This window comes from Williamsia soli, from assembly GCF_017377795.1.
Taxonomy (GTDB): Bacteria; Actinomycetota; Actinomycetes; order Mycobacteriales; family Mycobacteriaceae; genus Williamsia; species Williamsia soli.
Window position 1 is genome coordinate 1 of the sequence record NZ_JAFRDR010000006.1, and the last position, 25,068, is coordinate 25,068.

Annotated in this window: 24 protein-coding genes; 11 read left to right on the forward strand and 13 right to left on the reverse strand. The window is 63.6% G+C overall.

Annotated elements, in window-relative coordinates; translation table 11 throughout:
- Nucleotides 1-431 (forward strand): HNH endonuclease signature motif containing protein (locus tag J3S28_RS16520; RefSeq protein WP_207841839.1); only part of this gene is annotated, 431 nt, incomplete at its 5' end.
- Nucleotides 432-488: 57 nt separating this feature from the next.
- Here J3S28_RS16520 and J3S28_RS16525 read toward each other — a convergent pair.
- Complete coding sequence (locus tag J3S28_RS16525; protein ID WP_207841840.1) at nt 489-1,595, reverse strand: ABC transporter substrate-binding protein; 1,107 nt, start codon at nt 1,593-1,595, stop codon at nt 489-491.
- A gap of 158 nt (nt 1,596-1,753) precedes the next feature.
- Between J3S28_RS16525 and J3S28_RS28775 the strand changes: the two genes are divergently transcribed.
- Complete coding sequence (locus J3S28_RS28775; RefSeq protein WP_372436019.1) at nt 1,754-2,572, forward strand: helix-turn-helix domain-containing protein; 819 nt, start codon at nt 1,754-1,756, stop codon at nt 2,570-2,572.
- A gap of 21 nt (nt 2,573-2,593) precedes the next feature.
- Here J3S28_RS28775 and J3S28_RS16535 read toward each other — a convergent pair whose 3' ends face one another.
- The 7 genes from J3S28_RS16535 to J3S28_RS16565 all read right to left on the reverse strand — a co-directional run bounded on the left by J3S28_RS16535 (nt 2,594) and on the right by J3S28_RS16565 (nt 10,087).
- Nucleotides 2,594-4,102, reverse strand: a complete 1,509-nt coding sequence (locus J3S28_RS16535; protein WP_084893840.1) for a glutamate-cysteine ligase family protein — start codon at nt 4,100-4,102, stop codon at nt 2,594-2,596.
- Between the two features lie 45 nt (nt 4,103-4,147).
- Nucleotides 4,148-5,785 (reverse strand): ABC-F family ATP-binding cassette domain-containing protein, encoded by a 1,638-nt coding sequence (locus tag J3S28_RS16540; RefSeq protein ID WP_207842144.1) that lies wholly within the window; start codon nt 5,783-5,785, stop codon nt 4,148-4,150.
- Between the two features lie 51 nt (nt 5,786-5,836).
- The gene (locus J3S28_RS16545) at nt 5,837-6,373 is read right to left on the reverse strand and encodes a hypothetical protein (RefSeq protein WP_207841841.1); all 537 of its coding nucleotides are present in this window, start codon (nt 6,371-6,373) and stop codon (nt 5,837-5,839) included.
- A 170-nt stretch (nt 6,374-6,543) separates the two neighbouring features.
- Entirely contained in the window at nt 6,544-7,311 is a 768-nt protein-coding gene (locus J3S28_RS16550) for a hypothetical protein (RefSeq protein WP_207841842.1), read from the reverse strand.
- Between the two features lie 151 nt (nt 7,312-7,462).
- On the reverse strand, nt 7,463-8,155 hold the full coding sequence (locus J3S28_RS16555) for a hypothetical protein (RefSeq protein WP_207841843.1): 693 nt from the start codon (nt 8,153-8,155) through the stop codon (nt 7,463-7,465).
- A complete protein-coding gene (locus J3S28_RS16560) occupies nt 8,149-9,819 on the reverse strand; it encodes a hypothetical protein (RefSeq protein WP_207841844.1) in 1,671 nt (556 codons plus the stop codon). The genes J3S28_RS16555 and J3S28_RS16560 overlap by 7 nt, the downstream gene beginning before the upstream one ends.
- Before the next feature lies 1 nt (nt 9,820).
- Entirely contained in the window at nt 9,821-10,087 is a 267-nt protein-coding gene (locus J3S28_RS16565; RefSeq protein ID WP_207841845.1) for a hypothetical protein, read from the reverse strand.
- A gap of 126 nt (nt 10,088-10,213) precedes the next feature.
- Here J3S28_RS16565 and J3S28_RS16570 point away from each other — a divergent pair, with 126 nt between their 5' ends.
- The 3 genes from J3S28_RS16570 (at nt 10,214) to purM (ending at nt 13,545) form a co-directional block, all read left to right on the forward strand.
- Nucleotides 10,214-10,600 carry a sterol carrier family protein gene (locus tag J3S28_RS16570; protein ID WP_084893848.1) on the forward strand — a complete coding sequence of 129 codons (387 nt, stop codon included), beginning with the start codon at nt 10,214-10,216 and terminating at the stop codon, nt 10,598-10,600.
- Between the two features lie 122 nt (nt 10,601-10,722).
- A complete protein-coding gene (gene purF / locus J3S28_RS16575; protein WP_207841846.1) occupies nt 10,723-12,276 on the forward strand; it encodes an amidophosphoribosyltransferase in 1,554 nt (517 codons plus the stop codon).
- A 171-nt stretch (nt 12,277-12,447) separates the two neighbouring features.
- Nucleotides 12,448-13,545, forward strand: coding sequence for a phosphoribosylformylglycinamidine cyclo-ligase (purM, locus tag J3S28_RS16580; RefSeq protein ID WP_207841847.1), 1,098 nt, complete (start codon nt 12,448-12,450; stop codon nt 13,543-13,545).
- Nucleotides 13,546-13,748: 203 nt separating this feature from the next.
- On the opposite strand, the gene J3S28_RS16585 is transcribed toward purM, so the two are convergent.
- From J3S28_RS16585 to ygfZ, 3 genes are all read right to left on the reverse strand, one after another.
- The gene (locus J3S28_RS16585; protein WP_207841848.1) at nt 13,749-13,928 is read right to left on the reverse strand and encodes a DUF3073 domain-containing protein; all 180 of its coding nucleotides are present in this window, start codon (nt 13,926-13,928) and stop codon (nt 13,749-13,751) included.
- Nucleotides 13,929-14,064: 136 nt separating this feature from the next.
- Entirely contained in the window at nt 14,065-14,706 is a 642-nt protein-coding gene (locus J3S28_RS16590) for an MOSC domain-containing protein (RefSeq protein WP_207841849.1), read from the reverse strand.
- Nucleotides 14,703-15,827, reverse strand: a complete 1,125-nt coding sequence (gene ygfZ, locus J3S28_RS16595) for a CAF17-like 4Fe-4S cluster assembly/insertion protein YgfZ (RefSeq protein ID WP_372436020.1) — start codon at nt 15,825-15,827, stop codon at nt 14,703-14,705. The genes J3S28_RS16590 and ygfZ overlap by 4 nt, the downstream gene beginning before the upstream one ends.
- A 39-nt stretch (nt 15,828-15,866) precedes the next feature.
- Here ygfZ and J3S28_RS16600 point away from each other — a divergent pair, with 39 nt between their 5' ends.
- From J3S28_RS16600 to J3S28_RS16625, 6 genes are all read left to right on the forward strand, one after another.
- Nucleotides 15,867-16,778 (forward strand): aminodeoxychorismate lyase, encoded by a 912-nt coding sequence (locus J3S28_RS16600; protein WP_207841851.1) that lies wholly within the window; start codon nt 15,867-15,869, stop codon nt 16,776-16,778.
- A gap of 203 nt (nt 16,779-16,981) precedes the next feature.
- Nucleotides 16,982-18,601, forward strand: a complete 1,620-nt coding sequence (locus J3S28_RS16605; protein ID WP_207841852.1) for a cytochrome ubiquinol oxidase subunit I — start codon at nt 16,982-16,984, stop codon at nt 18,599-18,601.
- An 18-nt stretch (nt 18,602-18,619) separates the two neighbouring features.
- On the forward strand, nt 18,620-19,681 hold the full coding sequence (gene cydB / locus J3S28_RS16610; protein ID WP_207841853.1) for a cytochrome d ubiquinol oxidase subunit II: 1,062 nt from the start codon (nt 18,620-18,622) through the stop codon (nt 19,679-19,681).
- A complete protein-coding gene (gene cydD / locus J3S28_RS16615; RefSeq protein WP_207841854.1) occupies nt 19,678-21,384 on the forward strand; it encodes a thiol reductant ABC exporter subunit CydD in 1,707 nt (568 codons plus the stop codon). Before cydB ends, cydD begins: the two co-directional genes overlap by 4 nt.
- A 31-nt stretch (nt 21,385-21,415) precedes the next feature.
- Entirely contained in the window at nt 21,416-23,065 is a 1,650-nt protein-coding gene (gene cydC / locus J3S28_RS16620; RefSeq protein WP_207842145.1) for a thiol reductant ABC exporter subunit CydC, read from the forward strand.
- Between the two features lie 433 nt (nt 23,066-23,498).
- Complete coding sequence (locus J3S28_RS16625; protein WP_207841855.1) at nt 23,499-23,726, forward strand: hypothetical protein; 228 nt, start codon at nt 23,499-23,501, stop codon at nt 23,724-23,726.
- Here J3S28_RS16625 and J3S28_RS16630 read toward each other — a convergent pair.
- Together J3S28_RS16630 and J3S28_RS16635 are read right to left on the reverse strand one after the other, a co-directional pair.
- On the reverse strand, nt 23,714-24,328 hold the full coding sequence (locus tag J3S28_RS16630) for a heme-binding beta-barrel domain-containing protein (protein WP_207841856.1): 615 nt from the start codon (nt 24,326-24,328) through the stop codon (nt 23,714-23,716). The two genes, J3S28_RS16625 and J3S28_RS16630, sit on opposite strands and share 13 nt — an antisense overlap.
- Nucleotides 24,329-24,497: 169 nt before the next feature.
- Nucleotides 24,498-24,986, reverse strand: coding sequence for an LppA family lipoprotein (locus J3S28_RS16635; RefSeq protein ID WP_207841857.1), 489 nt, complete (start codon nt 24,984-24,986; stop codon nt 24,498-24,500).
- Between the last annotated feature and the right edge of the window lie 82 nt (nt 24,987-25,068).

The following is a 25,068-nucleotide window of genomic DNA, read 5'->3' on the forward strand; positions in this document are numbered from 1 at the left end:
AGGCCCAACGCCTGGCGATGTTCGCCGCGCACCGCGGTTGCTCATCCCCGGGATGCTCAGCTCCGGCGATGTGGGCCGAAGCCCACCACACCGTCGAATGGGCCCAGGGCGGGCTCACCGACATCACCTACCTGGCCCCGGCATGCCCGCAGCACCACAAGCTGATCGGGCCCGGCGAGCATCAGTGGCAGACCATCATGATCACCGAAGGCCCCGACGCCGGACGCTGCGCGTGGATACCACCGGCGTTCCTCGACCCGGAACGACAACCCAGGGTCAACCGCGCCCACCATCCCGACGAAGCCTTGATCGAGGCCCGCGAGGCCATGCTTGCACGCCGCAAAGCAGACCTCGAACAACGCAACCGAGAACTCAGCGGGCCACCGCCCGACACACCGACGCCTCATGCTGGCGGGGATGAAACATGTTGACAGCACGTCAATTATGGGGCGAGCAGCAATGCGCAGCACCTGCGGTCCGTCTGACAATCATTGGCCGCTGACGTTCTTTGCCTTGCCGAGGGCGTCGGCAAATGCGTTGATGGTCTTTGTGTATCGCGGGTAGCTCTTGTTCGCACCGTAGTCCCACAGGACCAGTTGGCCCTCGGAGACGGCCGGACTGCGCTGGAAGATCGGGAAGCGTTCGCTGATATCGGCGAGGTTGACGTTCGCGGCGCCTGATACGTCGTGGTAGACGAAGAGCAGGTCGGCGGCATCGGTGGGGTACGTCTCCCAGGCGAACTTGCGCCAGTATCCGTCATCAGTGGTGTCGGGTTTGTACATGTTCAGGCCCCAGCTGGTGTAGTCGCTGAAATCCGGGTCCGCGCTCGGTTCGAGAACGTAGGCAACCTCGAGGGGCCAGATGCCCATGCCGACCACGTCTCCGTGATCTGCCGCCACCTTCTTGAAATTGGCGACTGCGGCATCGAATTCGGCTTTGATACGGATCATCTCGTCGTTGTTCTGATTCACGCCGAGAGCTGCGCCGAGAGCTTGGTAGTTCTCGATCGTCTGGGTGGTCGAGGTCGTATCGAGCGTGACGCCGAGGGTGGGCGCGATCTGATCGAGCTGGTCGCCCTTAGCTGAATCCTCGGCGGATGTGAGCTTGCCGAACTGCTCGAAGCGGGGGTTGTACTCGCCTACAAACAGATCTGGCTCCAGCGAAAGAGCCTTCTCCAGGTTTACTGTGCCCCATGTCTCGCCCACTGACTCGACGCCCTCCAGGTCGAGGCATTTGAGTATCGGACTCACGCTGAGCGGAGTCGTCGACCAGATTCCTGCGGGCTTTATGCCCATCGAATACAACGCGGCGGCCGACTCTTCGTCAGCGATGATTCGCGTGGGCTGCTCGTCCAGCGTGATGGTGCGGCCACGGCCGTCGGTGAACGTGAACGGGCCGGAGGCCCGCTCGGCCGGGGCGACGTTGTCTGCGTCTGTGCAAGCCGCCGGGTCGGCGTTGAGGTCGATCGGTTCCTGTGGGGCCGTCTCGCTCGAACTGCATGCAGACGACACCAGGACCGCGGCGCTCACCACGAAGGCCGAGATCACCGACCTGCTGTGGATCGGGAACCGGGACGAGACTGGACGGCGGGACATCGAACTCCTCGAAAGACTTAGGCGGGCGCGCAGATCACCGATGTGATGCGTGCAGATCGCGGCCGTTCCGGCGGACGCGACAGAGTGAGGCTAGCCTTACTATCGAAGTCGGTCTATGCAGCCAAACGGACTTGAGTAGCGGAGGAGGGACATAGCAGATGTCCGCAGAGTCATACGTGACTGATCTCGCTGTGGCATCTCCGGTAGCCGATACGGCTGATCGGACATCGACCGCTTGCGAAGTTTTTGAGTATCGGACCGAGGGAGTGCTCGACTTCGGCGAACATCACCACCGCGAACATCAATTGGTCTGGATGCGTCGCGGTCGGATGAGGGTCGTGGTCGGAGCCAGCAGTTGGCACGTGCATGCCGATCATCTCGTGTGGCTACCCGGTGGCGCGATCCACCACATCACCCTGCTCACAGAGGGCAGCATGATCAGTCTGTACTCACCGCCGGAACGGACCCCTGACGGCGATAGGTGGACGCGTCCGCAACCACTCACCGCCGATCCCCTCGCCGTGCAGCTGCTGACCCATCTGACCGATGCGTCGCTGCCTTCTGCTCGGCGGCGTGCCTGTCAGGAGCTGCTCTATGACTTGATGAACGACAGTACGGAAGGAGCACCGGACGCCTTGGTGCTGCCGCACGATCATCGAGCACGGACGGTCGCACGTGCGATCATCGCAAACCCCGGCGACCAACGGACTCTGTCCGAGTGGGCCCTCGAACTCGGCGTCAGTGAAAAGACAATTCTCCGAGGGTTCGCCGCTGAAACTGCGATGACGTATGGCCGATGGCGAACGCGTGCTCGAATGCTCGCCGCTGTCGAACTCCTCGACCGGGCCGAACCCGTACACGCCACCGCGGCGGCGGTTGGTTACACCACGAGTAGCGGGTTCATCTCTGCTTTCACCAGTGAGTTCGGCGTCACGCCGGCGCGTTACTCGCGCGCCAGTCAGAACTCATCCACGTAAATCGCTACAGCACAGCAGTTCTCACACATCCCAGGTGTGCACTGCGGCACCGTCGTGCATCCGATCTATGTACTCGCGCAGCATCCCGGCCAATGCCACCTCGCGGCTGTCGCCTGCTTCCTCGCGGGCCACCAAAGACGCACGCTGCCACACCGAACCTGTCTGGCGCGCGAGGGCCCGGCCTTCGATGACGGAGAGGTAGCGATCACGTGCATCCGCGCCGACTCCGAAACTTTGCAGGCCTTCGTCCGCCAATGGCAGCAACCGGCGCAAGACCAATTCGTCAGGTTGCACCCAACCCATTGTGGGCCAGTACAACTGGCAGTCCATGCCGTCGCGGGCTGCGGCATGAAGATTCTCTGACGCGGCGTTGAACGACATTTGCGACCAGATCGGACGATCCGAATCGACAAGCGCACGCAGGACGCCGTAGTAAAAGGCGGCGTTGGCCATGATGTCGAGGACCGTCGGGCCCGCCGGCAGCACTCGGTTCTCGACGCGCAGGTGTGCTTGCCCACCGATCACGTCGTAGACGGGCCGATTCCAGCGGTACACGGTGCCGTTGTGCATGCGTAGTTCGGTGAGCTCCGGGGTTTCGCCGGCGTCCAACTGCGCCAGCGGATCGTCGTCGGAGACCACTGGGAGCAGCGAGGGGAAGTACCGGGTGTTCTCTTCGAAGAGGTCGAAGATCGTGGTGATCCACCGTTCTCCGAACCACACCCGGGGACGAACACCCTGATTGATCAGCTCCTGCGGACGCGTATCGGTGGCCTGCTCGAACACCGGGATTCGGCTCTCGTGCCAGAGTGCGGAGCCCGCCAGGAATGGTGAATTGCCTGCGAGTGCGACCTGGACGCCCGAGATCGCCTGCGCGGCATTCCAATGATCGGCGAAGGTCTCGGGCGCCACTCGCAGGTGAAGCTGCAGCGAGGTGCACGCAGCCTCGGGCAGGATCGAGTCGATCGAGGTCCTGAGTTTCTCGGATTGGCCTCCGAGTGTGAGTGGCACGCCGGTGATGTCGAGCTCGATGTCTTCCCCGCGGGCAGCGAAGATCTGCTGATTCAGCAGGTCGTACCGGGGATTTGCCGAAATCCACTGATGGGCGAAGTGCTCTTGCCGCAACGTCGGCAGCATGCCGATCATCACGAGGTGGTTGTCGGTTTCGGCGGCCTTCGCTTCGGCGCGATTCAATGAATCACGCAGTGCGTCCTCGAGGGAGACCGTGTCGCCGCCGGTGAATGGCTGCGGTGCGACGTTGATCTCGATGTTGAATTGCCCGAGCTCGGTTTGGTAGTCAGGATCGGCGATGGCCTCGAGCACGGTCGCGTTCGACATCGCCGGGTTCATGGCCCGGTCAACAAGATTGAGTTCGACCTCCATGCCCAGCAGCGGCTCCGGAGGGTTGCCTTGGTCGGTGAAGAGGCCGTCCGACAACATGCGGGCGACGGCTTCGGTACAGCGCCCCACCTGCTCGCGGAACCGGCGTCGGTCCTCTCGGCTGAACTCGCGGGTGCTCACATCCGTGCCCATGGCCCCATCGTGTCACGGACTCCAATAGGTCAGCAGAATTTCGACTTAGACCAGAGCGTCGGTGAGTGTCCCTCCATCGAGCACCCACCGGCGGGTGGCGCGAACCGTCGAGAGCATGCGTCGATCATGCGTGACGAGCAGAACGGTGCCGTCGAACGATTCAACGGCCTGCTCGAGCTGTTCGATGGCGGGTAGGTCGAGGTGGTTCGTCGGTTCGTCGAGGACCAGCAGGTTCACGCCCCTCGCCTGTAGTAATGCCAGTGCGGCCCGGGTTCGTTCACCGGGGGACAGCGAACTGGCCGACCGCGTCACGTGGTGCCCACGCAGACCGAACTTCGCCAGCAAGGTGCGCACCTCTGCGTCGGTCTGCTCGGGCACGTGTGCGGCGAACGCGTCGACGAGGGGTGCGTCACCGGTGAAGAGGTCGCGCGCCTGATCGACCTCGCCGACGAGGACTCCCGATCCCAGGGACGCAGACCCGGAGTCCGGTGCCTGCGTGCCGAGCAGCAGGGATAGCAGTGTCGACTTCCCTGATCCGTTCGCGCCGGTGATGACGATGCGATCTCCGGCGTCGACCTGGGTGCTGATCGGACCCAGGGTGAAGTCGCCGCGGGTGAGTGTGGCGTCGTTGAGCGTGGCAACCACGGTTCCCGACCGCGGCGCGGCGGCGATCTCCATCCGCAGCTCCCACTCCTTGCGTGGCTCGGCGACCTCCTCGAGGCGCTCGATACGGCGCTGGGTCTGCCTCGCCTTCGACGCCTGCTTCTCGGTCGACTCCAGACGAAGTCCTTTGCCGACCTTGTCGTTGTCCTTGGACTTGCGGCGCGCGTTGCGTACTCCGTGCTCCATCCAATTGCGTTGCATCTGTGCGCGTTCCGTCAGGGCATCCTTCGTGCCGGCGTACTGCTCATAGGCTTCGCGGGCGTGTCGGCGTGCGACCTCGCGTTCGACCAGGAAGGCTTCGTAGCCGCCGGAGTACACCGACACTTGCTGCTGGGCCAGATCGAGTTCGACGATGCCGGTGACGGTGCGGGCGAGGAACTCACGATCATGGCTGACCACGACCATGGGTGTGCGGGAGCCCGCCACGAACTCTTCGAGTTGCTTGAGGCCGTCGAGATCGAGGTCATTGGTCGGCTCATCCAGCAGCAAGATGTCGTAACGGGACAACAGCAGGGCCGCGAGGCCTGCGCGTGCCACCTGCCCGCCGGACAGCGCCTGCATAGGGAGGTCGAGGTCGACTGTCAGGCCCAGATTCGCGGCCGCCTGGTCGGCTCGTTCGTCGAAGTCCGCGCCACCGAGGTGGAGCCACCGTTCGAGTGCGGGGGAGTAGAGGTCCTCACCACCGTCACCCAGCGCTTCCGCCGCCGAGTCCATCGCGGCCTGGGCCTGCGCGACCCCGGTGCGTCGGGAGAGGAACTCGCGCACGGTCTCGCCGGCGATAGGAGAAGCTTCCTGCGCCAAGTAGCCGACCTCGGCGTCCGGCGGGCTGAGGGTGATCGTGCCGTCCTGATCAGCCGTTCCGACCCCTGCGAGCAGCGTCAACAACGTCGACTTGCCTGCACCGTTGGCACCGACGAGACCGAAGACATCGCCGTCTGAGACGGTGAGGTCAAGATCGGAGAAGAGTGTGCGTTCGCCGTGTCCGGCGGAGAGGCCGGAGGCGTGCAGGGTGGCGCTGATGGCGGTGACGCTCCTTTTGAAGTGCAGGTTCTCCGTGAAGCGTAGTCGGGGTCATTCCACTACTCGTTTGCCGATGCCGGTGGTGCGGATGTTTTCGAGGTTGACGGGGTTGTAGTTCCGTGGGTCGAGGTCGACGATGTAGTGGAAGACTTGGACGTCGTTCTTGGTGCTGGCGTTCATGCCGACGATGAGGCCGGTGGGTCCTATGCCCGTGCCGAGGCTCCGTCTGACTTTCTCGGAGCCCGCCCTCGATGACACGCTGGTCCACATCTCTACGTTTTCGGGGTGGATTCCCCAGCGTGGGTTGGCTTGCGCAAGTTCCTGTTGGGCTCCTTCGGGGGTGTCGAAGGAGCGCCAGAAGATGATCTCGGTGAATCTGCCTTCGTCGAGGTGGGTGAACCAGATGGTTTGGGTGCTGATGGTTACTTCGCCGGTGGGTCCGACGAGGGTGAGGTCGATGTCGGGGTCGCCGGGGTTGCCGATGATGACATCGCTCGTGGACTCGGGTGGTACGCCCGCTTCCTCGTTCGTGAGCGTGCGGTCGCTCAGATCGAAGCGTGCGCGTCGGTTGTCTTTGATCTGTTGCACACCGTCCTCTGTGAGTGAGGAGAACTCAGGTGCTGCGGTGTTGCTGGATGTTGCGGCGTAGTTGCTGGTGGTTGATGTGCAGGCGCACAGTATGAGTGCCGCGACTGAGACAGTAGTTACAAGTAGTGTTCGGCCATTTGGGTTCGTGTGTCGCGTAGTGCGTGAAATCGTCAACCGACAACTCGTTTGCCGATGCCGGTGGTGCGGATGTTTTCGAGGTTGACGGGGTTGTAGTTCCGTGGGTCGAGGTCGACGATGTAGTGGAACACTTGGATGCCGTTTTTGCTGCTTGCGTTCATGTCGACGATGAGGCCGGTGGGTCCGATTCCCGAACCGAGGTTCCACTTTTCTTTCTCATCGCCGGCGTCTTTGGCGATCCCGGTCCAGGTCTCGACCTTCGAAGGCCTTATTCCCCAGCGTGGGTTGGCTTGTGCAAGTTCCTGTTGGGCGCCTTCGGGGGTGTCGAAGGCGCGCCAGAAAACTATTTCGGTGAAGGTGTCTTCGTCGAGGTGGGTGAACCAGATGGTTTGGGTGCTGATGGTCACTTCGCCGTTGGGTCCGACGAGGGTGAGGTCGATGTCGGGGTCGCCGGGGTTGCCGATGATGACCTCGCCCGTGGACTCGGGTGGCACGCCCGCTTCCTCGTTCGTGAGCGTGTGGTCGCGCAGATCGAAACGTGCGCGCCGGTTGTCTTTGATCTGTTGCACGCCCTCATGGGTGAGGTAGGAATATTGATCCTGGCGGAGCAGGCCGGCGGTTGATGACGTTGTTGGTCTCGTTCGGTTGGTGACCGCGATTGCGGCAAGCAGCGTGACGGTGAATGTCAGTACAACCGCACACGCCAATCTCACCCGGGGACTCTCGAATGCGGTTTCCGGCGAGGTCGCGATGTGTTGGCCCGTTGCTGACGGGCCCGGAGCTGTTGATGGTCGGTTCATTCGCCGAGTTCATTGGTGCGCATGCTTCGCCCGGTAGTTCGAATGGCGTCGATGTTTGCGGTGTAGTCCCTTGGATCGAGACCCACCGCGGGGCCGTTCGTGGCCGAAGATTGCCCGTGCTGGCGGGGAGTGGCGCTTCGATCAGGTGGATTCAATTGAGCTCTCGCCTACCGATCCCGGTTGAGCGGATATTCGCGATGTTTTCTGCGTTGTAGTTTCGAGGGTCTAGGTCAACGATGTAGTGAAAGACTTGGTTTCCATTCTTGATACTTGCATTCATCCCCACGATGAGTCCGGTAGCGCCGACGCCAGTCCCCAGGCTTCGCCTCACCTTGTCGTCCTGAACTTTTCCTGAGACACTCGACCACATTTCTATGTTCTCTGGGAGAATTCCCCATCGTGTGACTGCTTCGTTGAGTTCTTGCTGCGCTGTTTCGGGTGTGTCAAAAGCGCGAAAGAAGATGATCTCCGTAAAGCTGTGCTCGTCCAAATGGGTGAACCAGATGGTTTGGGTCGATATGGTAACTTCGCCTTCGGGGCCGACGAGGGTTAGCTGAATATCAGGGTCACCGGGATTCCCGATAATGACTTCTTGTCTGGACTCGGGAGCCACCCCAGCTTCGGCATTGGTGAGGACACGGTCGCGTAGGTCGAAGCGTGCTCTACCCGTGTCTTTTATTTGTTGCACTCCATCGTCGGTGAGCACAGAGAATTCTGGCTGTGTGTTGGGACTTGGAGTAGATTCCACGAAGCTGCCTTCACTTCCACCTGTTGTTGAGACGCATGCCGCCGTGGACAGGGCGAGTACTGCCGATATCGTCAGTACCCGTATCGACTTCACCACTGATGTTCTACCTTCCAGTCGTTAAGCATGCGATCGATGACTTGTCCGGACTGGTTTGCAAGACGCTGATCTTCGATACGGGAGTCGAAGTCTGAGCCGATGATCTGCCTGGCCGCATCCGGGTTACTGGCCAGGAGTTCCTGATAAGCGGGTAGCGTGTCCTCGGTGATCAGCTTCCAGCGGTCATGCCGGTCAGCGATGTTTCCGTCCGGAAATGGCGTTTCGATTCTCGTCTCGCCGGGGATATATCTCGAATTGTCGACCGAGATCTCGGTCGGGAATACCTCGGGATAGGCCTGAGCTCCGGGTATGGACGGCGTACCCACCGTGGTCAATATCCAGGTCATGGCTTCGCCAGTCACTGGACGGCTACGCATCTCGTCGTAGTCGTCATCGATGATCTCGAGTTGCTCACGTTGCAGAAGTTGTTTGTTTCCTTCCGAAACGAGCTGAGGGTGGCCCTGTTCAGTTCCAGCACTTATTTGGTGCCAAGCTACCTGTGTCTTGTCGTCGATGAGAGCGGCTCGCCGCATGCGATCAATCTCTTCGGTCCCACCGTGCAGGTACGCCTCATGCATCGGCGCTTGATCCTCGAAAATCTCTTTCTGCATGCTGAGAAACTTCTGCTCGTAGTACGCGAGTTCCTCGTCGCTCATACCAGCGATGGCGCGGGTCATACCTTCGATCTGGTCGGGAAGCATCACACCGGAGGGGCCTTTGATCGCCTTCGCGATATCGCGCATGGATGCGAGATCGTAGAAGCCTCCGGCGAACGATGGGCCGATCATGTTCGCCATACCGGCCCACTGCATCTCGGGATTGTCCAGGAACAGTTGCCCGTAGTACTCGTACACCTTCGTGATCGTCGCGCTGTTGAACTCGGTGCCCTTGGAGGGATCCCATTGTGAAGCGTCGATACCGGCGTCTTCCAGCGACTCTCGAAGCCAGTAGCTCTGTAGGAACGTTCCGTAGAAGCCTTTCGGAATCGTTCCCGCATCAAAGGCCGCATCCAACAACGGCTTTGCCGCATCCGGATGGTTCTTCACCCACTCTTGGAACCGTGGGTCGTCGACGACGAGTTTGGCTTGTTCCGGCGTCAGGCCGACCAGTGAAGGGGGTGCGTAGTCGCGTCCCGCGGCGACGTCGACCTTCGTGGCGTCCAGTTCGTCGTTCGCGCTGTCGAGCGCGAAGGCGACTGCCTGGTCTTCGTCGGTCAGCTGTTTCACCGCGTCGTTGATGGCTTCTTGGTGAGCCTTGCGTGCTGACTCTTGCGCGGCGACTTCGTCCTTCGTGAAGGGACCGGCAATCGAGTAGTGGCCCACCTTCCAGTCGTCGCCGACCTGGAACTGACTCCAGATCGCGGAGTCGACCTTGGCGATCGCGTTGTCCCTGACCGACTGCAGTCGTGCCGAGCCGCTCCGGAGAGTCTCGATCACCGCGTCTGTGGCGTCGGCGACTCGTATTCCTAGGCGATGGTCCTTCTCTGCTTTGTCCCAGGCCGCATCCGCGGTCGTGCCCTGAGAGCCCTCGTGCAGCGATTGCGCCACAGCTCGGGCCGCGTTCAGCTTGGCCTCGAAGTCGCTGTTCGCAGTCGCGAGATCGGTCGCCGCATCGCCGAGCTCCGACGGGCGCCACCCCCTGACGCCGCCGACTGTGTAGCCCACCTCAGAGCCACAGCCCGGTGAACGCACGCGAAGCCAGATCCTCCGCGCCGTCAAAAGCCTCGCGACTCTTGTCTGTGCTGTCCGCATAGCTGCTGAGCCGGATCGCAACCGCGGATAACGCGGTATCGACTGCTTCTCCGCTGCGCGCCGCGACGACGGCGGTCTTCGAACCCGTCAGCGCACCGGCGACCTGGCTGGTCGCCGAAGTGGCGTCCAGTTCTTCGATCTCCGCCCCAAATGCGCGGTACTTCGCCGCGCTCGTTGTCATGCTCGCAGCGTCTGCGCGAAAGACTGACATCGGATGGCCCCCCTCCAACGTCAATGACAATAGCGCTCGAATCCGACAGCGGCCCCGAAGCCCGAGCGGGTTGTGGATAACTGACACCATGGGGGTGTGGCCACCTATAAGACAGTCGAGCCCGCCGCGATGCGCGCCGCCGTCGACGCCGTTGCGGAGTGGTTGCGCGACCCCGACGCCGCCGAGCCGACGCGACCCCAGATCGCCGACGCCGTCCGCACCACGGCACGCACTCTCGCGCAGCTGGCACCGGGTGGCTCGGTCGAGGTTCGGGTGCCGCCGTTCGTCGCGGTGCAGTGCATCGAAGGACTCCGCCACACCCGGGGGACACCGCCGAATGTCGTCGAGACCGATGCCCGTACGTGGTTGCTGCTGGTGACCGGTCGTCTCGACCTGGCGGGGGCCCTCGACTCCGGAAAAGCGTCGGCGTCGGGGAGCCGCGCGGGTGACATCGTTCACTGGTTACCGCTGGCAAGAGTCTGACCAGGAGGTTGACGCGGGGTGTCACGCAGACACGCCGCGATGATTCGCTTACGTCAGGACCCAGCCCGTAGACTCAGCCATACGCCCTCCACCAGCCCCAGCCCAACCTCATGGGAGTGCCAGTGACCGAGCTGTCGATCAACAGCAAGAACTTGCTCGATATTGACGAGCCAGAAAACGAACCCCGCGAAGAATGCGGGGTTTTTGGTGTCTGGGCCCCTGGTGAGGATGTTGCCAAGCTCACCTACTACGGCTTGTACGCGCTGCAGCACAGAGGGCAGGAAGCGGCAGGCATCGCCACTGCCGACGGCTCACAGGTGTTGGTGTTCAAGGACCTTGGACTGGTCTCGCAGGTATTCGACGAGCAGACCCTTGGCGCCATGCAAGGTCACGTCGCCATCGGTCACTGTCGCTACAGCACCACCGGCTCGACCACCTGGGAGAACTCCCAGCCGATCTTCCGCACCACCGCTGCCGGTACCGGCGTCGCGCTCGGCCACAACGGAAACCTCGTCAACACATCGGAGCTCGCGAGCAAGGCCCGCGATCTCGGTCTGATGGATTCGCGCCGCGCCGGGGGAGCCACTTCGGACTCCGACGTCGTCGGTGCACTACTGGCTCACGGAGCTGCCGACTCCACCATCGAACAAGCCGCCATGGATCTGCTCCCGACCCTCAAGGGTGCGTTCTGCCTGACGTTCATGGACGAGCACACCCTCTATGCCGCCCGCGATCCGCATGGCGTACGCCCGCTGTGTCTCGGCCGTCTCGACCGCGGCTGGGTGGTCGCCTCCGAAACCGCTGCTCTGGACATCGTCGGCGCATCGTTTGTCCGCGACATCGAACCTGGCGAGCTGCTGGCTATCGACGCCGACGGCGTCCGCAGCTCGCGATTCGCCAAGCCCACCCCCAAGGGCTGCGTGTTCGAGTACGTCTACCTCGCCCGCCCCGACAGCGTCATCAACGGCCGGTCGGTGCACACCACCCGCGTCGAGATCGGACGCCGCTTGGCCCGTGAGTTCCCGGCCGACGGCGACCTGGTGATCCCGGTACCTGAATCCGGCACCCCGGCCGCCGTCGGGTACGCCCAGGAATCGGGCATTCCGTACGGCCAGGGTCTGATGAAGAACGCCTATGTCGGCCGCACCTTCATCCAGCCGTCGCAGACCATTCGTCAGCTCGGCATCCGCCTCAAGCTGAACCCGCTCAAAGAGGTCATTCGCGGCAAACGACTTGTGGTCGTGGATGATTCGATCGTTCGCGGCAACACCCAGCGTGCACTGATCCGCATGCTCCGTGAGGCCGGTGCAGCCGAGGTGCACGTTCGTATCGCCTCCAGTCCGGTGCGGTGGCCCTGCTTCTACGGCATCGACTTCGCTTCCCCGGCAGAGCTGATCGCCAACGGCATGGACTCCGAAGAGCATCTCGTCGACGGTGTGCGTCACGCCATCGGCGCTGATTCGCTCGGCTACATCAGCACGGAAGAGATGATCGCAGCCACCGAGCAACCGGCCGAAAATCTTTGTGCCGCATGTTTCACCGGTGAGTACCCGATCGAACTCCCGAAAGAGACATCGATGGGTAAGGCAGTGCTGGAGACCATGCTCACCAACGCCGCGACGGGTCAGAACGCCCTTGCCGACAACGACAACGTCAGCGCGGTCCGCAGGCCCTGAGCGGTCGTTTGTGTGTGCGGCGACAGAGCCGTGGGACCAGTCGATTCCGTCTTCAGAACTGCACATTCGGTCCCATCAAAAAGTCATGGGGAACCTCTCGGGTAGCGTGAGACCGGATTATTCACCCGGCAGATTCGAACTGCCACCTTCGAGAACGGGAACCTCACGCCGATGACCGACAACGAGCCCAGCGCCTCTTATGCTGCGGCGGGAGTGGACATCGATGCCGGCGAACGGGCGGTAGAGCTGTTCGCGCCGCATGCCAAGCGCACCCTGCGACCGGAGGTCATGGGTGGACTGGGCGGATTTGCCGGCCTCTTCAAACTCAAGGGCGACTATCGCGAGCCTGTGTTGGCCTCGTCCACAGACGGCGTGGGCACGAAGATCGCCGTCGCGCAGGCGATGGGCAAGCACGACACCCTGGGCCGCGACCTGGTTGCCATGGTCGTCGACGACCTGGTCGTCTGCGGCGCCGAGCCGCTGTTCCTGCAGGACTACATCGCGGTGGGCAAGGTTGTCCCCGAAGTGGTCGCCGAGCTCGTCAAGGGCATCGCCGACGGCTGCGTCGAGGCCGGGTGCACCTTGCTCGGCGGCGAGACCGCCGAACATCCCGGGCTGATGGCAGAAGGCGACTACGACCTGTCCGCCACCGGTGTCGGCATCGTCGAGGCCGACTCGGTCCTCTCACCGGACCGAGTTCGACCGGGCGACGTCGTCATCGCGATGGGCAGTTCCGGGCTGCACTCCAACGGCTACTCGCTCGCGCGCAAGGTGCTCCTCGAATGGGGCCACATGGATCTCGGCGGGCACGTCGAAGAGTTCGAACGCACTCTTGGCGAGGAAATGCTCGAACCGACACGCATCTACGCGAAGGATTGCCTCGCACTGGCCGCCGAGACGGATGTGCGGACGTTCTCCCACGTGACCGGTGGCGGACTCGCAGACAACCTGGCGCGAGTGCTCCCCAGCGGCCTGGTGGCCGAACTGGACCGGGGCACCTGGACCCCCGCGCCCATCTTCCAGATGATCGCGCAGCGCGGCCGCGTCGAGCGTGTCGAGATGGAACGCACTTTCAACATGGGTGTCGGGATGGTCGCCGTGGTGGCGCCAGAAGACACCGACCGCGCTTTGGCTGTGCTCACGGCACGTCATCTGAACTGCTGGGTGTTGGGCTCGATCAAGAAGTCCCACGCAGCCAAGACCGGCGAGCACGCGAAGCATTCGAAGACCGGCGTCGCGGAGCTGATGGGCGAACACCCGAGGTTCTGACCTGGTCGGACCGGTCACGTGGCCGATACAGCGACAAAGCGAAAACCCCGGGATGGGAACATCCCGGGGTTTTTGCTTGTGTACTTGCCGTCAGACCTCAGTCTGCCTAGGGCATAGAAACATGACCGCCTGAGGCGAGCTGTCAGGGGGTTGTGAAAGATCGGCTGGAAGCCACCACTGGGGCGCTGCCTCCGAGCGCGTTGTCAGGCGCGCCGCCAGCTTTCTTCGTCGGACCACCGATCGTCCGCGATTTCATCGTTCGGATCCACGGAATCACCGCCTGACAACTCTCGTTGCAGACTGTCGAAGTCGGTATTCGGTGTGCTGTACTTCAGTTCACGAGCAACTTTAGTCTGCTTCGCCTTAGCCCGGCCGCGGCCCATAGGGGACCCCCTCGCGCAATGAAGGGGCGGCCAAACATGTGGCGGCCCCATTCTGTGTTTACAAATATGGTCGTGAGAAACAGTCTAGCGCGCCCGCAAGCATGATGCGGACCGGCTCGGCGCGTGAGCGGCGAATTTACTTGGACTTCTTGCGTTGCCACCGGGTCGCGTCCCTCACGACCTTCGGTGGGAGATCCTCGCCGGCGAGGAGTTTCTCGAGCGACGCGGGGTCGGGGCCCGTGATGAGATGTCGGACCAGTACCCCGTGATCGGGGCGGGAGGTCACCCTGACGTCGTCGCCGGCCTGAATCGCACCGGACTCGATGACGCGCAGATAACAGCCGACGTCCGCGCGTTCGTAGAAGCGTTTGACCCATCGGTCCTCGTCGGACCAGTCGGCGAAGGTGCGACACGGGGTTCGGGCGATCGTGACCTCGAGCAGCGTCCCGCCGATCTGCCAGCGCTCACCGATCATGGCGTCGGTGGTCGGCATGCCTGAGATCCGCAGATTCTCGCCGAACCAGCCGTAGCCGAGGTCGCGGCCGAGCTCCGTCGCCCAGCGTCGGGCCTCGTCGTCTGAGTAGGCGTAGACGGCTTGATCGATCCCGCCGTGATGTTTGACGTCACAGCTGTGGTCGATTGTCAGCCCGAACTCATCGACGGCGACCGGGCCTTCGACCGGGCGCTTGTCGATGGCGCTGCGGCCCACGGTCCCCGCAAGCGGGAGGTCCTCATGTACAGCGCAGACCGCCAAGACCTTGCCCGTGGGAAGGGTCATTTGCCACGCAATCTTTCGATCGCGGCCCGCCCGGCCTGAACGCGATCGTCCGCAGGGACCGAGGCGGGGTCGATGGCGGCGCTCGTACCACCGGTTTCCAGTGCTGTGTCGGCGGGGACGCCTCGCTTGATCAAGGCCAGCGCGATGGGTCCGTACTCGTAGTGCTCGACGACGGTGCCGATACGCCCCACGGTGCGTCCGCCGGCAATGACCGGGTCGCCGGTGACCGGGCGCGTATCTGCACTGCCGTCCAGGTGCAGTAGCAACATCTGGCGGGGTGGCTTCCCGAGGTTGTGCACCCGGGCGACCGTTTCCTGCCCGCGGTAGCAACCCTTGTTCAGGTGCACGGCACCGAACTCGGAGGGTGAGCCGATCCAGTTGACCTCGTGCGGAATCGTCCGCTCGTCAGTATCGGCACCGAGGCGGGGACGCAGCGCCGATACCCGCAGGGCTTCGTAGGTCCAGGTACCGGAGGGCCGTACGCCCACCGCGGTCAGGCTGGACCACCAGGTGGTGAGCTGATCGATCGGCACGATCAGATCGATTGTCTCGACTGCAGCGTGTTCACCAAGAGCGGGCATGACGCGCCAGAATCCACCGTCGGGAAGGACGCCGGCATCGTAAACTGTTGCTGTCCTGGGTATTTTCAGCAGTTGAGCGATGGCGCCGGTGCGGGTTTCAGGACCGATGAGCGTCAGTACCGCCATATCGGGGCGCGCTGCGACCTCGACCTGGGCCCAGAACACCATCTTGGTCAGGAAGGCGGCGAGCGCCTCAGCGCGAAAGCCCTCGGTGTCTATCCAGGTGGTCCCGTCGAGGTCGGTCAGCAAGAAGTGGTCTTCGACCCGCCCGTTGCCGTCCAAGCTGAGGTTTTCGGCGCTCCGCCCATCGGACAGATCCGTCACCAGTTGGCTCGAGATGGTGTTCAGCCAGCTGAGACGTTCAGGGCCGGTCAACGCGATCACGCCACGATGGGAGCGGTCGATCATCACCGCCGACGTCGCAGCGGCACGTTGCTCGCCGAACGGGTCACCGAAGTGCCAAGCAACGGCTTCGTCGAGTGATTCTTCCGGGCCGCCGACGGCGCCGATGGCGCGCAATGAGTCCAACAATTCAGTCACGTTGTCAATGGTACGAGCGTCCTCGCTACTCTTGCCGACATGGCTGAATCGATCTTGGTGACCATCGACGGTGCTGTCCTCGATCCAGACGTCCCGATCCTGCATGGGGACGACCTCGCAGCGGTGCGCGGTGACGGCATATTCGAGACCCTGTTGGTCCGAGACGGTCGGGCGCGGATCGTTGACCTGCACCTACAGCGACTTGCCCGCAGCGCGAAGGCGCTGGACCTGCCCGCGCCCGACGCCGGGAAATGGGCTTCGGCGATTGGTACCGGCGCTCGGGTGTGGGCGGAAAAGAATGACAACGCAGAGGGACTGATGCGGGTGGTCTACTCGCGCGGCAGGGAATCTGCGCCCGTTGACGCGGTGGTCAGCAGAGAGCGCGATGACACCGGACTCACGCGCGACATCGGCGGTGCAACCGAATATCTGACGGTCGGCCCCGTTCCCGCTCGTGCCGCCGTGGTCCGCGAGAACGGCGTCAAGGTCATCACCGCTTCGCGTGGCTACTCGATCGACCTCGCGGCGACCGCGCCGTGGCAGCTGTTGGGCGCGAAAACCCTGAGTTATGCCACCAACATGGCTGCGCTTCGGTACGCGCAGGACCAGGGGGCCGACGATGTGATCTACCTCAGTAGTGAGGGAATCGTGCTCGAGAGCCCGCGCTCGACGGTGATCGCGGTCGAGGGAAAGAATCTCATGACTCCGCCGCCCGAGAGCGGAATCCTCGGCGGCACAATGCAACAGGCGATCTTCACGCAGGCAGAGAAAGAAGGCTGGCAGACCGAGATCGGTACGCTGCGCCCCGCGGATCTGGTGTGTGCCGATGCGGTGTGGCTGGTGTCGAGCATCACCCTTGCCGCCCGGATCACGGAGTTCAATGGCTACCAGATGTCGGCTCCGGAGCGGCCGGAGGACTTCTCGGCACTGGTCGATCGCGCGATCGACTGATCCGTCGCCGTCGCCGCCACCGCGCGATCGACGAGAGCCCTGGGGACGTCGGTCCTCATTGCGGTGGGACCTTCTACCCAAGTGACCCGTATGTGGTCAGCGGCACGTCGAAATGGCCCTGATTTTGCTTGTTCGAGGCTGCTCGAGCGGCGTAACCTGCAACTACTACGGTCGGTAGTAGCAGTACGTCGAATGAGGCAAAAATGGATGCACTGGACGTCTCCAGGTGGCAGTTCGGGATCACGACGGTCTATCACTTCATCCTGGTCCCGCTGACCATCGGCCTGGCGCCGATGGTCGCGATCATGCAAACAGTGTGGGTGGTGACCGGCAACGAGGCGTGGCTGCGCGCCACCAAGTTCTTCGGCAAGCTGTTCCTCATCAACTTTGCGCTGGGCGTGGCGACCGGAATCGTCCAGGAGTTCCAGTTCGGGATGAACTGGAGTGAATACAGTCGTTTCGTCGGCGACGTCTTCGGAGGACCACTCGCGCTCGAGGGTCTCGTGGCCTTCTTCTTGGAGTCGACATTCCTGGGGTTGTGGATCTTCGGCTGGGACCGTCTGCCGAAGAAGGTGCACCTGCTGACGATCTGGATGGTGGCCATCGGTGTCAACGCGTCGGCATGGTTCATCGTCGCCGCCAACTCGTGGATGCAGCACCCGGTCGGCGCGCAGTGGAACGAGGAGAAGCAGCGTCCAGAGCTGAAAAGCCTCTGGGACGTCATGACCAACAGCACGACACTGGCCGCGTTCCCTCACACGATCGCCGGTGCGTTCTTGACCGCGAGCACCTTCGTGGCTGGTATCGGCTGCTGGTGGATGGTCCGAAACATGCGGCGCGCGAAGAAGCTCCGGCTCGCGGTGCCTGTGGGCTCCGAAATGGGTTCGGCAACCGCCGTCGCCGACGATCTCGCGCCCTCGATGCACGGCAAGACCGCAGATCAACTCGAGCGCGACGCCCGCACCCTGTACCGTCCGGTGACGCGGCTCGCACTCTGGATCATGATCATCAGCGGAATCGCGTTGGCCATCAGCGGAGATCAGCAGGCCAAGCTCATGTTCAAACAGCAACCGATGAAGATGGCCTCGGCAGAATCGTTGTGTACCACGGACACCGGGGTCGGGTTCTCGGTGCTCGCCATCGGGACACAGAACAACTGTGAAGCGGTCACGCACCTCATCGAGATCCCGAATCTCCTCTCGTTCCTGGCAGACAACAACTTCGATTCGACCCTGCAGGGTGTCGAGGAGTTGCAGGCCGAGCATGTCGCCAACTTCGGGCCCGGAAACTACAAGCCCAACCTTTTCGTCACGTACTGGGCGTTCCGCGCGATGATGGGTTGGGCGGTCGGCTCGGGCGCTCTGGCACTGCTCGCACTCTGGCTGATGCGGCGCGGGCGTATCCCGGACTCGAAGAAGTTCGGCACGTTTGCGATCTGGATGATCCCGACACCGTTCCTGGCCAACAGTTCCGGCTGGATCTTCACCGAGATGGGCAGACAGCCCTGGATGGTGGCACCGAACCCGGAATCGCTGGGTGCCGGAGGGGGTTTGGAGAACATCCACCTGACGGTGCAGGAGGGTGTGAGCAGACACTCGGGCTACCTCGTGCTCACGTCACTGATCATCTTCACGCTGCTCTACGGTGCGCTCGGACTCATCTGGTTCACCCTGATCCGCAAGTACACCCGCGAGGGTCCGGCGGCCCCGGTCGCGGGCGCCGCGGATGACGGGCCGGACGGTGATGGCGGGCCGGATGATCCGTCGAAGGCAGAGGACGGTCCGAAGTCCGATGAACCCAAACATCTCTCGTTCGCCTACTGAGATCGGCAGGAGTACTCAATGAGTTTGCCAGAGTTCTGGTTCGCGATCGTCGGGTTCCTGTTCCTCGGATACTTCATCCTGGAGGGATTCGACTTCGGCGTCGGCATGCTGATGCCCTTCCTGGGCCGCGCGAAACACGGGGTGCCCGGTGACACGCGGCGGCGGGCGATGCTCAACACCATCGGTCCGGTCTGGGACGGCAACGAGGTGTGGCTGATCACCGGTGGTGGCGCCCTGTTCGCGGCGTTCCCTGCCTGGTACGCGACGATGTTCAGTACCTTCTACATCCCCCTGTTCCTCATCCTCGTCGGTTTGATCGTGCGGGTGGTGTCCATCGAGTGGCGTGGCAAGATCGACGATCCGCGCTGGCGCTGGTGGGCGGACGTCGGGATCGGCATGGGCTCGTGGCTACCCGCGGTGCTGTGGGGTGTTGCGTTCGCGAACCTGGTGCGCGGCTTGCCCATCGACGGCGAGGAGCAGTTCACCGGCAACTTCTTCGATCTGCTCTCTCCGTATGCCCTGCTCGGTGGTGTCGCCACGGCGATGTTGTTCGCAACCCACGGTGCGGTGTTCTTGGCGCTCAAGACATCGGATGAGCTGCAACAAGATTCGATGAAGGCAGCCAGGTGGATCGCGGTGCCGACGACTGTCGTGGCGGCGGTGTGGGGTCTGTGGACCCAGATCGAATACGGCAAGGACTGGACCTGGATCGCGCTGGGAGTCGCGGCAGTGGCGATCATCTCGGCGACTGCCCTGGCGTTCGCCCGCCGGGAAGGGTGGGCATTTGTCGCCACGACGGTCGCCATCACGGGCGTTGTGGTTCTCATCCTGGGATCGATGTTCCCGAACGTGATCCCGTCAACCACCGATCCCGCCTTCGACATGACCATCGAGGGCAGTGCCTCCAGTCATTACACATTGGTGGTGATCACCTGGGCGGCGGCGATCATCACCCCGATCGTCATGTGCTACCAGGCCTGGACGTACTGGGTCTTCCGCCAACGGATTTCGACCAGTCATATCCCGCCGTCGATCGGGCTTCCCTTGCGAGAACGGAAGGTGGCCGAGAAGTCGACATGACGTCGGTCGACCAGCCCACGAAGACGGGACGACGGTCGACGTCGGGGCCGCCCATCGACCCGCGATTGCTGAAGTATTCCTCGGCATCGCGGCGGTACGTCGCGCTCACAGTACTGATGGCGGTCATCCAGGTGATCGCAGTGATCGTGACCGCCGCCATGGTCGCCTCGATCCTGTCGGAACTGATCGTCTCGCCGAGTCTGCGGAGTCTGGATGCGCAGGCCTGGCATCTGACCACCCTGGCTGCGGCGATTCTGATTCGAGTGGGCGCGGTTTACCTCCACGATCGGTACGCCCACCGCGCGAGTTCCAGGGTGATCGCCGAATTGCGCGGCGCCGCGCTGGCGGCGGTCTCGGATCCGGCTCTGATGTCGCCGCGAGAGTTGTTGCGCGGACGGGATCGGCTGGCCACGACCCTCACCCGGGGCCTGGAGGCCGTCGGCCCGTACCTGACCGGATACGTTCCGGCCCTGATCCTCTCGGTGATCATGATTCCGGTGCTCGTGGTCGTGATGGCATGGGCGGATCTCACGTCCGCGGTCATCGTGGTCATCACGCTGCCGCTCATCCCGATCTTCATGATTCTCATCGGACTGATGACGCGTGAGCGCACCGCCGATCGTCTGGACGCGATGAGCCGGTTGTCATCTCAACTCCTCGACCTCATCGCCGGCATCCCGACTCTGCGGGCACTCGGGCGTGAGCGCGATCCCGCAGCACGGGTGGAAGAGTTGGGGCAGGCCCATCGCCGGAGCACGATGCAGGCTCTGCGGGTCGCTTTCCTCTCTGGTGCGATCCTCGAGTTCCTGGCGACGCTCAGCGTGGCCCTGGTGGCGGTGAGCATCGGCCTGCGACTGGTGTTCGGTGAGATGGGTTTGTACGGAGCTGTCTTCGCGCTGATCCTGGCCCCCGAGGTCTACCTACCGTTGCGGACGGCCGGCGCGCAGTTCCACAACTCGGAGGCCGGAGTGGCCAGTGCGCGAGAGATTTTCGCGATCATCGAAGACGAGAAGACCCGTATGGCACCCGCCACCCGCTCGGTGGCGGTCGCGGGCGCGGTCATCTCCGTTGTAGGGCTCGGGGTACACGGCCGCGATGGCTGGGCACCGCACGATCTGACCGCCACCATCACCCCGGGTCGGGTGACGGTGCTGACCGGACCCAACGGCAGTGGCAAGTCGACGTTGCTCGCGGCGATGCTCGGACTCCACACCCCCGACGAGGGGTCGGTCCTCATCGGCTCGGTGCCCGTCACAGAACTCGACCGGCAGGCGTTGTGGGAGCAGGTCGCGTGGCTTCCGCAGCATCCTGTCCTCGTGCCGGGTACCGTCGCCGAGAACTTCGAACTGCTCGGACCCGTCGGCGACCCCGAGCGCGAGGCTGCGTGCCGGGTCAGCGGCTTCGACAGCGTCCTGGACGATGTGCCGGACGGGTGGCAGACCCGACTCGGCACCGGGGGAGTTGGTCTTTCGGCGGGGCAGCGGCAACGACTTGCCCTGGCACGGGTGCTGTCGTCGCCGGCTCCACTGCTACTGCTCGACGAGCCGACCACCCACCTCGACCCCGCGTCGGAGGCCGCCGTGGCGCGAGCGCTGCAAGCCCGCGCCCGGGCGGGAGACACGGTCGTGGTGGTCGCGCATCGGCCCGCGATGATCGCCATCGGAGACGACATCATAGACGTCGCGGAGGTGCGTCGTGCGTGAACGACTGCGCGGCGACCCGCTCTGGCGTGCGATGGGTTTGCTCGAACTGCGCGGCAAGCCCGTCGCCAGATCACTCGGGCTCGGGGTCCTGGGAGCAGGGAGCGCGTTGGCTCTCGCCGCGCTGTCTGCCTGGCTCATCACCCGGGCTTGGCAGATGCCGCCGGTGCTGTACCTTTCGGTGGCCGTGACGGCGGTGAGGGCACTGGGGATCTCCCGCGGCTTGTTCCGCTACCTCGAACGGTTGGCAACGCACGACCTGGCCCTGGACGCCATGTCGACTGCCCGTCGGAGGCTCTACCAGGCGTTGGCCGGAGGACCTGCGGGCTATTCGGTCAGTCTCCGGCGGGGCGAACTGCTCGCACGTACGGGGTCGGACGTCGACGAGATCGGCAACGCGGTCATTCGCGCGCTCATCCCGATCGGGGTGTCGTCTGTGGTCTCGGGCGCGGCCGTCGCGGTCATGGCGATCGTGTCGTGGTGGGCTGCTCTGGCCTTGGCGCTGTGTCTGGTTGTCAGCGCCGTGATCGCGCCTTGGCTGGCCGCACGTGGTGCAGCGCGGGCCACCCGCGAGGGTTCGGCCGCGCAGCAACGTAGCGCCGAGGCCGTGATGACCTTGCTCGACCACGCTCCCGAACTCGCCGTGGCCCGGCGGCAACAGGGTGTGCTCGCCGATGCGCGGGCCGCCGAACTCGATACCGAGCGGTCCGCTGATCGAGGCGCCGCACAGGGAGCCTGGGGAACGGCCGCAATGCCGCTGGCCGTGGGTATCTCGGTCATGGTGGCCTCACTGGTCGGGATCGGGCTGGCAGACGAGGTCTCACCCATGGCCCTCGGTGTGCTGATCCTGCTGCCGCTGAGCGCGTTCGAGTCAACCGGCGCCATGACCGAGGCCGCGCTGCAACTGCAGCGCAGCCGCGGCGCAGCCCGCCGCATCATGGCCATGATCGATCGATCGGATGACTACCGCCCGGTGAAGCCACGCCTCTCGCCCGGCCTCGACCGCGGCGAGATCAGGGTGCGCGGGCTGCGCTGGGGATGGCCGGGCGGTACCGAGTTCGGCGGTGACACCGGCCTCGATCTCGATATCGCGCCCGGGAACCGCATAGCGGTGGTCGGACCCAGCGGGTGCGGCAAGTCGACCCTGCTCCTGACGCTCGCGGGTCTGCTGAATCCGTTGGCGGGCAGTGTCGAACACGCCGAAGACAGTGAACCGATGGTGCGGTATTTCGCCGAGGACGGGCACATCTTCGTGACCAGCGTGCGGGAGAACCTTCTCGTTTCACGGGGTGATGCCGTCGAGGACGAACTGATGGCGGCCATCGAGCGAGTGGGACTCGGTGCATGGGTCCGCGGCCTGCCCGACGGCCTCGACACCGAGCTCGACGCGGGGGCCGATTCGATCAGTGGCGGCCAGCGCCGCCGCCTGCTGCTGGCCCGGGCCCTGATCAACGCTGCACCGATCCTCCTCATCGACGAACCCGCGGAGAATCTCGACCGTAGCGACGCGGCAATCGTGCAGGCACAGCTGCTCGATGGAGATGGCGGCATGCTCGAACCCGAGCGGGCGATGGTGATGGTGACCCACCAACTACCACGCGAACACCGGGCTGACCTGGTCGTCGATCTCACCGCTTGTTCGCCGGAAGAAAAAGCTGTTGCCGAGTCTCGCAACCGGGAGTAGCTTCGTCGTTACACGAGGAAGGAGGTGGTCTGAAATTGATTTCTAGGACACGTGAGGTGACCACCAGCTAACCGGCCGTTTTGTGGAATGTTCTGTGCCTCAGGCGGTATGGAGCTAATCCACGGTGGTCACCGGACCCCGCACCTCGACCTCGTCCAAGGTCGGTCAACCCGCTTCCCGCGGGTGGTGCGGGGTCTGTTCTCGTCTGTAGGCCAACGCAACGATCGTGCCCTTACCGCTGCCGACCGTGCCGTTGTGGGCGCTGAGTGTGCCGTTCTCGCAACAGTCCTCGGCAACACAGCCCGCTCGTTGACGGACAAGGGCCTGTTCGATGCGCTGTCGTACAAGCGATCTCAGGACCGGTGGTCGGCGGCCTCTCGTGCTTGCGTTGGAGGCTAATCCAGGTGGCCGACTGATCGGAGCGAGCACGTCGGTGACCGTTGCCGACCTCTACCGCGTTGCGCACGCGGGAACGAAGCAGACTGCGGAGGAGGTGGATGCGACGCGGGCCCGTTTGGGCGCTGCGTTCGCTGACGCACTTTTGCTCGATCAGGTGGTCAGTGAGAATGTGCGTTCACGGGAGGTCGGCTGGCGACCGACGCGCACATCCTTGCAGGACGAACTCGCAGCGGGCTATCGGAGCGCGGGTCAGCCTGCGTAGCGACTCAGTTTGGCGGAGGCGCGGGGCACCAGGTCGCCGTCCGAGTCAACTCTTTCTTCGACGTAGGCCAGGTCCCCGTCCTCGACGAGTCCGTACAGGCGCTTGGCTCCACCGGCCTTGACCCCGGACGCCGCCTTGATCACGACATCGGTGGCCAGTTCCCACGACGTCTGGTTCAACGGCGTGCCGTAGAAGATCTCGACCCAGCCCTCGGCGTGGGTGAGGAGGAGTTCGATGGTGTCGTCGTCGCCGATCCGCCAGAAGCCGGTTTCGCGGGCATCGGGGCCGACATAATTGGAATCGTCGTCGATCGTCCAGCTGCGGGCTTCCCAGTTCAGGTAGTTCTGCCCGTCGTGGCTGACGATGAGCTGCTGCCCGAAGCGATAGTCGCCGGTCTCGGGGTGGTTACCCTCGCCCTCACCTCGCCAGACACCCACCAACGGGAGTAGTGCGAGCAGGCCGGGATGCAGATCAGCACCCCGTCGAAGGTTGGCGGTGTCGTCAGGTAACGGCAGGTCAGGCAGCGCCGGAACGTTCCGGGCGCCGGTTTCCTGCGCCCGGATCTCCGCCTGGTTGACCGCCTCGTTGCCGGATCGGGTCACGATTCGTCAGTGATCAATCGGTACAGGACATACACGCCGAACCAGACGATCAGGACACTCGCCACTACCAAAAGAGCTTCGAAGAAGATGACCACCCAGGCATTCTAACTCGCGGCGCCTGCTCGGTGCGTGTGGGGATTACCTCACTTCAGGCAGGGTGTACCGCGAGTCAGGGTGCCTGATCGAGGACGGACTGGGGGAGTCGGCATGGGGTGTCGCCGCTCAGTCCGGTTGCCTTGATGGATCCGAAACGGATGCTGAAGCCCCCAGCGGTGATCAGGGTGTCGTGCACTGTGGATTGATCATGGAACGCCCCGGTCTCCACCGGTCCGAGCGTTGCGGCGTGATCGACGACGATCCGGAACGCTCGATCCCAATCGTCCGGTGCCACAGGTAGGTCCGCGAGGCGCGTCGCGGACTGCCCCCTATATGCGTTCTCGGAGTATCCATGGCAGGTGGTGAAGGTGCGCTCATTGCTCCAGCTGAACTGCAGATAGGGAAACGCTTTGGTGAGCGCGTCGCTGGTAACGACGAGGAATGCGTCGAGCTGAGCAATGCTGTCCTGGTATGACGGCAAACCACGGAGGTGTTGATCATTCCGGGAGAGTTCTTCAGCTGACACTTTTCCTCCGTAAGGGTCGTCGGTGCTTTCGTACATGTGTAGGAGTACAAGGAGCCCGATGATCGGGACTGCAGCGACGGCTGCGAGTATGGCGCCGGTGACAAATAGTGGTCGAAGC